This is a genomic window from uncultured Nostoc sp., from assembly GCF_937863485.1.
Classification (GTDB): domain Bacteria; phylum Cyanobacteriota; class Cyanobacteriia; order Cyanobacteriales; family Nostocaceae; genus Nostoc.
Genome location: NZ_CALMFY010000172.1, coordinates 1 through 7,062, shown reverse-complemented (window position 1 = coordinate 7,062; position 7,062 = coordinate 1). Strand labels below are relative to the sequence as shown.

Here is a 7,062-nt window from a genome sequence, read left to right as displayed (position 1 = left end):
TTTGAACGCAGACTATTTGCATTATATGTCCTAACTCTCTTGGCTATTGCTATATAAGTAGGAAAGTTAAATCCAAATATTCCACCTCATTTTGCAATGGATAATTTATGATCGCCTTTAGTCTCCAATTTTCTAGCTTCTAGAGAATTTCTATAATCAATATGCGCTCTAGTAAAAATCTTAGTTCGCTCCTCAAGATTCAGTGTGTTAATATCACCTTGAATGCCTTTAGGATCGTTTACTGGATGGAATACTCTGTCTGAAATATATTGCAGCACTTTCGGAACCTCTAAATCTACATATACAGAGGCTTTTGTGTAGCTTAGTGTGGAATAGAAATCTAGTATCATATTCTCGATCAAGTACGAAGACATTGATGGTATAATTGGTCTTTCATTCCAATATTTCATCAATCTTATTACATTTAAGACATTACCATCATGAAGCTGATTGACCTCAGTTACTCGATTCCTATCAATTCTTGGATCTGTTTTTTTCCAATGTCCCTTACCATCTGGAATAAGATAGTAATCTTTGTTTAGCCAGTCTTTTTGTGTAAAAAAGCAAGGTACAAGATCGAAAGTCCAGGGATAAGTCTTTAAATTAAGAGTGGCGGCTTCCATATTACGTTTGATCTCAGCCTTTTCATACTGTGGAACTTGAGCAAGTAGGCTTACAAGTTTATTGATGACTCTTCGTGAATTGAGTGTATTTGTGTTGTCATAACAGAGAGGTTTCAGTTTGGAAGCATAATCGGAGACATATATTTCAATCCTATCGGTGTATTCTTGGTAACAACTTCCTTCAGCAATGAAGGCAATCATTATATCAATGTCATCAAGTTCTCTCTTTTTGGTACGTCTAGCAAAAGAACCGAAAGATATATCTTTTTCTGAGTACAACCTTGGAAAAGTTATGTCCCTGCTAGGGAACAAGCGTATTTTGCCTAAAAGCCAATCTCGACTACTTCTTGCTAACTGAGTTTCATCTGGCTCTAAGTTGACATAATCTTTCAAAAAATGTTGAAAGCTTCGTTAACTGTTCTAACCATGTTCGTTTAGGCGTACTAAGATTCAGAAAGTAACCCCATGTTTAGCGTATTATTTCAGTGGTGAACGCTAAACCTGGGATTTCTTGAGATTTTAGCTTATCAATTTGTACATATGTACTAACTAAGATGTAGAGATAACCGTACTTAGCTTTAGTTTCGACCAATTACAAAGCTGTAGAACAGCTATTCAGCAACAATCTTAGCCGCCCGCGCCTAGCAATTGGCGCTAAAGAACCAATTAATATCTCTGACCAAGTTCACGCACCCCTACAAACACTAAGGTATCAAGTGGATTAGTATTTGCATTGCCCTGTTATTTAAATGCAAGTCGATGCATTCACAATACAAGTCGATACATTCACAATACAAGTCGATGCATTCACAATACAAGCTGATGCATTCACAATGCTTACCCTTTGTTTAAGCTTGCACAATTAGCAGAGTGGGAATTTCATAATGCTGTGTTAGCGATGAAACAAGTTGTGCGTGGGCAATATGGTTGAGATAGCGATCAAGCTCAAGCTGTGGGACTGAAGAAAAAATCAGACCGCAAGCGTCCTTCGCACAAAAAGCCAGTTGCGATGGCGTAACTGCCCGCTGGAAGCGATCGCAAGTTAATCAACTTTGATTGAGTTTAAAAACGGGCGATCGCCAATCGGATGATTGAGCTTTCATCGTTTCGGCGATCGCATTTTTTATCTACAGCAGCTTGTCTAATGTAATTGGCAAATCACGGACGCGCTTACCTGTGGCATGATAGACAGCGTTAGCGATCGCCGCCGCCGTGCCAGTAATCCCAATTTCGCCGATTCCCTTGACACCAAGCGGGTTGATATGTGGATCGTGTTCATCAACAAACGACACCTGAATATCAGGAACATCTGCATTCACTGGTACATGATACTCAGCTAAATCATGGTTGACAACGTGTCCTCGGTTTTGGTCTATTACCGTATGTTCCATCAGTGCCATACCTATACCATAGATAATCCCACCGATGAGTTGACTGTTGGCTGTTTTAGCGTTAAGTATTCGTCCAACGCCAAAAGTTCCTACCCAGCGCGTTACTCGCACTTCGCCGGAATCAGGATTAACGCGGACTTCGGCAAATTGCGATCCAAATGCGTGCATTGAGAACTTCTTTTGTTCTTCTCCCAGCTTGGCATCTGCACGCGCTTCGATCATTTTCATTCCATGTCGGGCCAAGATTGCCTGATATGTTTCGGTTGCAGACGATTTATTCTTTAAGAAAAAGCTGCCATTTTCGGCAATCACATCCTCAGCGTTTGAACTATAAAGCGGCGATTTTTGATCGGCAAGTGCTAGTTCCAAAAGCTGACTGCGAGCTTGATTTCCGGCTAAATGCACGGACGCGCTGACACTGGCGGCTGTTTGCGAACCACCGGAAACGGGGGTTTCTGGCATCTTAGTATCGCCTAGTTCAAAGCGAACTTTATCAACTGGTAGACCAAGCGCCTCAGCTGCAACTTGAGTCATCACAGTATAAGTGCCCGTACCAATATCTTGCGAACCGCTCTGAACAACGGCTGTACCGTCTGCCATAATTCGAGCGATCGCTGATGCCGCAGAACGGTTGGTTGGATAAGTTGCTGTTGCCATACCCCAGCCAATCAAATAATTGCCATCTCGCATTGAACGGGGTTTAGGATTGCGCTTTTGCCAGCCAAACTTTTCTGCTCCTAATCTGTAGCATTGGATGAGTGACTTGCTCGACCAAGGGAGTCCTTTACTGGGATCGACATCAGCATGGTTACGCAGACGCAGTTCCACCGGGTCGATATTGAGTGCATAAGCCAGTTCGTCCATTGCCGATTCTAAGGCGAACGACCCTGAAGCTTCTCCTGGGGCCCGCATGAAAGTTGGTGTTCCTTCATCGAGTTGAACCAGACGGTGACTGGTTTCAATATTCGGGCAAGCATAAATCATCCGAGCGCTTTTACCAACAGGTTCGATAAATTCATCGAAAGTTGAAGTCTGCGAAGTCCCAGCATGTCGTAAAGCGGTCAATTTGCCCTCGCGGGTTGCACCTAGAGAAACCTGTTGAATTGTCTCTGGTCGAAAGCCGACAGGCCCATACATCTGTATCCGTCCCAGAACTAATTTCACTGGACGATTAACCTGTCGTGCTGCCATCGCCGCTAGAGGCACATGCGACCAAGCCGACCCTTTGCAACCGAAGCCACCGCCAACAAAGTAAGACATAACGCGGACTTTCTCTGGCTCAATTCCTAATACCCCCGCAACTTTTTGTTGAGCCGAAAAGATTCCCTGAGTTGCATCATACAGCAGCACTTGATCGCCTTGCCAAACCGCTGTTGTAGCATGAGGCTCCATCGGATTGTGATTTTCGATCGGTGTAGTATAAGTTTGCTCGACGCGGACAGCCGCAGCCGCTAGTCCCTGGTTGACATTGCCGTGAGTTGAATCGGGCGATTCTTCTCTAGGGATTTTACCTTTAGGCAAGTATGCCTTAGCGAGATTGTCCCGCATATTAATGGTTGGTTTCTCTTCGTCGTAACGAACTTGCACCAACGAGGCAGCATACATAGCCCGTTCAAAGGTATCGGCAACGACGACACCAATGTGCTGACCGCTATAAAGCACAACGTTATCTTGCAGTACTTGCAGCTGGCGACCACCGCCCTTTTCTCCAAAAGCTTTGGGCGCATTGAGGTGGGTAATAACTGCTAATACACCAGGTACTTGCTCCGCCGCCTTTGTATCGATTTTGGCAATCTTACCTTTGGCGATTGTGCTTTGAATTGTCACACCATAAGTCATTTTTGCTACCGGAAACTCTGCCGAATAGCGTGCGCCGCCAGTTACCTTGAGATATCCATCAACTCTGTTTAGCGGTTTGCCGACAACTGTATTTGTATCCCCTGTATTCATGCCATTCCTCCCACGGTTGCCAGCGCCTTAACAATTGTACGTTTAGCTAGTTCGACCTTAAACCCGTTGTATTTTTGAGGTTTAGCTCCGGCGACAGCTGCGGACGCTGCTACTTGAAATGTTGCCTCGTTTGCAGGCTTGTTCAGAAGTGCTCTTTCAGCTTCATAAGCACGCCAGGGCTTGGTTCCTACCCCACCCAAGGCAATGCGTGCCGAACGAATGATCCCATTTTGAATATCCAGCGCTGCCGCCACTGATGCCATTGCAAAAGCATAGGAGGCGCGATCGCGAACTTTTAAATAGTGCGATCGCTTTGCAAAGTTTGAAGCAGGCAAGTCAACGGCAACAATTAACTCCCCGTGTTGTAGAACTGTTTCTCGTTCGGGTGTATTACCAGGTACGAGATGAAAATCTACGAGCGGAATACTGCGTTCTCCATTCGCGCCGCGTGTTTGCACAACTGCATCAAGTGCGATCATTGCCACTGCCATATCGGAAGGATGAGTGGCAATACAGTGATCGCTTCCGCCAAGAATCGCGTGAATGCGGTTGTAACCTTCAATTGCTGCACAACCCGAACCTGGAACACGCTTATTGCAAGGCATTGAAGTGTCGCGGAAGTAGTAGCAGCGGGTACGTTGTAACAAATTTCCGCCCACCGTTGCCATATTTCGCAGTTGTGGCGATGCCCCAGACAGCAACGCTTCTGACAGCACAGGATAACGCTCCTGAATTATCGCATTATAAGCAACATCACTATTACGTGCCATTGCGCCAATTTGCACGCCGTTGCCCTGCATTTCTATCTTGGTTAGCGGTAATGGGTTAATGTCTACCAACTCTCTTGGTGTCTGGACATTCAACTTCATCAAATCGATTAAGCTGGTACCACCGGCAAGATACGAGGCTTCAGTATCTGGAGCCACTAACGCCACGGCATTTTCCGCTTGTCCTGCTTTTTTATAGTTAAACGGCTGCATCTTTTTTTCCTTCTAAAACATCGCGGACAGCATTCACGATATTTGGATAAGCACCGCAACGGCAGATATTGCCGCTCATCAATTCCCGAATATCGCCATCTGACTTAGCATGTCCTTCGTTAACTAAACCCACTGCCGAACAAATTTGTCCCGGTGTGCAGTAGCCACACTGAAATGCATCGCGGTCAATAAACGCAGCTTGCATCGGGTGCAGATTATTTCCTTGCTCCAGCCCTTCAATGGTTGTAATTGCAGCGTCGGTGTGCATGATCGCAAATGTCAAGCAGGAATTAATCCGCTGCCCATTAACCAGCACTGTGCAAGCACCACATTGACCGTGGTCACAACCTTTTTTACTACCAGTTAGCCCTATGTATTCCCGCAGTGCATCAAGTAAGGTAACACGTGGTTCAATCTGTAAATTGTGTGCTGTTCCGTTTACTTGCAGCGTCACCTTCATAGTTTCAGGTGTCGAAGTTTGCGGCATTGGAGTAGTTTTTTGGACTTGAGTTTGTCCTACAGCTTTCTCTACAAAATTATTGATTGTAGCCGCTACTGTGCTAACGATCATCAATTTACCAAAACCACGGCGTCTTAGCCGAAATTTCATCTGTTTACTCCACTCTGTTTTTGTTGGTAATAATAGTTGGTAATTTTTTGGATTTAACTTCTTTATAAAAAGCACTCTTTCTTACAAGTATTTTCCTCAATATGACATTATTCACAGAATACAATTTCATATTGTCATTGTCTCTCTATCAGAAGATTTATGCCATAAGTATCATCTAAAATTCTCATCTTGCTTTGGAATTCCTACTATTTTTATTTTATGGATAATTAAATTTTTTAGTAAGTAATTAATTATTACTATTTTTTAATGAAGTTTTGTTAAGATAATTATTTTTATAAACTTTATTAAATTTAATGGGTTTAAATTTGCTAAATTATCTCAATGATCAACTCAGCAAATTCATTAGTTAACTTCGCGTTGTTGAATAACAAGCACAAAAAATTAACTTTTATATGTTTTTTTAATCCAATATTTTTTTAACTGCTGAATGCTCATTTTATTGCAAAAGTTTAACTTTATAGGATAGCGCATATGTAGCTTTTATCCACTCAGATAAAGCAGCGATCGCCTGTTAAATAATCTGTAATATAACCTCTTTAGAACTTATCAGCATAAAAAATTCTGTTACTTATACCAATTTGCTATAAAGATGCACTTAATTTTTATAGGACTTACGCAAAAAACCTCTCAAACTCTTATTCCTCAGTGTCGCGCCAGTTGCTTCTCCCTTGGCGTTAGCCTCTCCCTTTGGGAGAAGGGGAGACGCTGCAGAACCCGCCCAACGCACTGGCTTCTCTGCGTCCTCTGTGGTTCGATTTTCCGTTGCTTGTGCGTAAGTCCTATATTAAACGAACCGCCACGCCAAATACACCAAGAGAGAAGGAGTAATCATTAAGTGCAAGCTTATGGTAAATCGGTATTAGAATGTAAACAATATGTACATTGGAATGAAGACCATAGGACTCCTATTTGATTGCTTTAACAAGATTAAGAGATAATGCAGGAGGGATACAAGTCTAATAGTAAATAATGATAAGTCAGCATTTACAAGCTGCCACACTTGCGGGAGAAGTATCGCGGCAACATTCAACAGAGGGAACTACACTTAATGCGATCGCGCTCACTACAAGATTTTATAGATATGCGTCCAGATGCGTGTGAAGTAAGGAAAGCATTGGCAGTTAAGCTGGTTTATCAAGGTTATTTGTATGATCAAATCCAAACAATTTTAAATGTATCGCATTCAATGGTGTGCCCAACTGCGGTGTAAGTCAAACAGGACTCCCGCCACATCAAAGGTGAAATAGCACTTGAAGTAGAACAATATGTAAAATAATTTGTCTTCTACTCGCTGTAATCGAGGCTTCCTACCCCCACCTACAGAACGTTTTTGCGGCTTTTGGTGATCGCTTCTCGCTTCCTGCTTAATTACTGGAGTTTAGACTAAATAGTGAAAAAAACGGTCAGCCTTGTTGAACTGACCACGTTTTGGTGTAAGGATTCAGGTCTAATATTGCGGAAGCAAAGAAGGGCGAGACTGATAATTA

General features: G+C 43.0%; 5 protein-coding genes and 1 pseudogene. 1 reads left to right on the top strand and 5 read right to left on the bottom strand.

Going from position 1 to position 7,062, the window contains the following annotated elements; all coding sequences use genetic code 11:
- Window positions 1-86 precede the first annotated feature (86 nt).
- The 4 genes from Q0541_RS23100 to Q0541_RS23085 form a co-directional block, all read right to left on the bottom strand.
- Window positions 87-1,016: a hypothetical protein gene (locus tag Q0541_RS23100; protein ID WP_298915963.1), complete on the bottom strand. Its 930-nt coding sequence runs from the start codon at window positions 1,014-1,016 to the stop codon at window positions 87-89.
- A 734-nt stretch (window positions 1,017-1,750) separates the two neighbouring features.
- A complete protein-coding gene (locus Q0541_RS23095; RefSeq protein WP_298915960.1) occupies window positions 1,751-3,964 on the bottom strand; it encodes a xanthine dehydrogenase family protein molybdopterin-binding subunit in 2,214 nt (737 codons plus the stop codon).
- Window positions 3,961-4,944, bottom strand: a complete 984-nt coding sequence (locus tag Q0541_RS23090) for a xanthine dehydrogenase family protein subunit M (RefSeq protein WP_298915957.1) — start codon at window positions 4,942-4,944, stop codon at window positions 3,961-3,963. The genes Q0541_RS23095 and Q0541_RS23090 overlap by 4 nt, the downstream gene beginning before the upstream one ends.
- Window positions 4,931-5,554, bottom strand: a complete 624-nt coding sequence (locus Q0541_RS23085) for a 2Fe-2S iron-sulfur cluster-binding protein (protein WP_298915954.1) — start codon at window positions 5,552-5,554, stop codon at window positions 4,931-4,933. Before Q0541_RS23085 ends, Q0541_RS23090 begins: the two co-directional genes overlap by 14 nt.
- A 990-nt stretch (window positions 5,555-6,544) precedes the next feature.
- Between Q0541_RS23085 and Q0541_RS23080 the strand changes: the two are divergent.
- A pseudogene (locus tag Q0541_RS23080) lies at window positions 6,545-6,755 on the top strand (IS630 family transposase); the annotation flags it as partial.
- 3 nt (window positions 6,756-6,758) lie between these two features.
- Here the strand turns inward: Q0541_RS23080 and Q0541_RS23075 are convergent.
- Complete coding sequence (locus Q0541_RS23075; RefSeq protein ID WP_298915966.1) at window positions 6,759-6,839, bottom strand: hypothetical protein; 81 nt, start codon at window positions 6,837-6,839, stop codon at window positions 6,759-6,761.
- Window positions 6,840-7,062 lie beyond the last annotated feature (223 nt).

Coding starts and splice junctions, on each gene's coding strand:
- Q0541_RS23090 (WP_298915957.1), bottom strand. CDS start 4,944: ATGCAGCCGTTTAACTATAAAAAAGCAGGACAAGCGGAAAATGCCGTG.
- Q0541_RS23095 (WP_298915960.1), bottom strand. CDS start 3,964: ATGAATACAGGGGATACAAATACAGTTGTCGGCAAACCGCTAAACAGA.
- Q0541_RS23085 (WP_298915954.1), bottom strand. CDS start 5,554: ATGAAATTTCGGCTAAGACGCCGTGGTTTTGGTAAATTGATGATCGTT.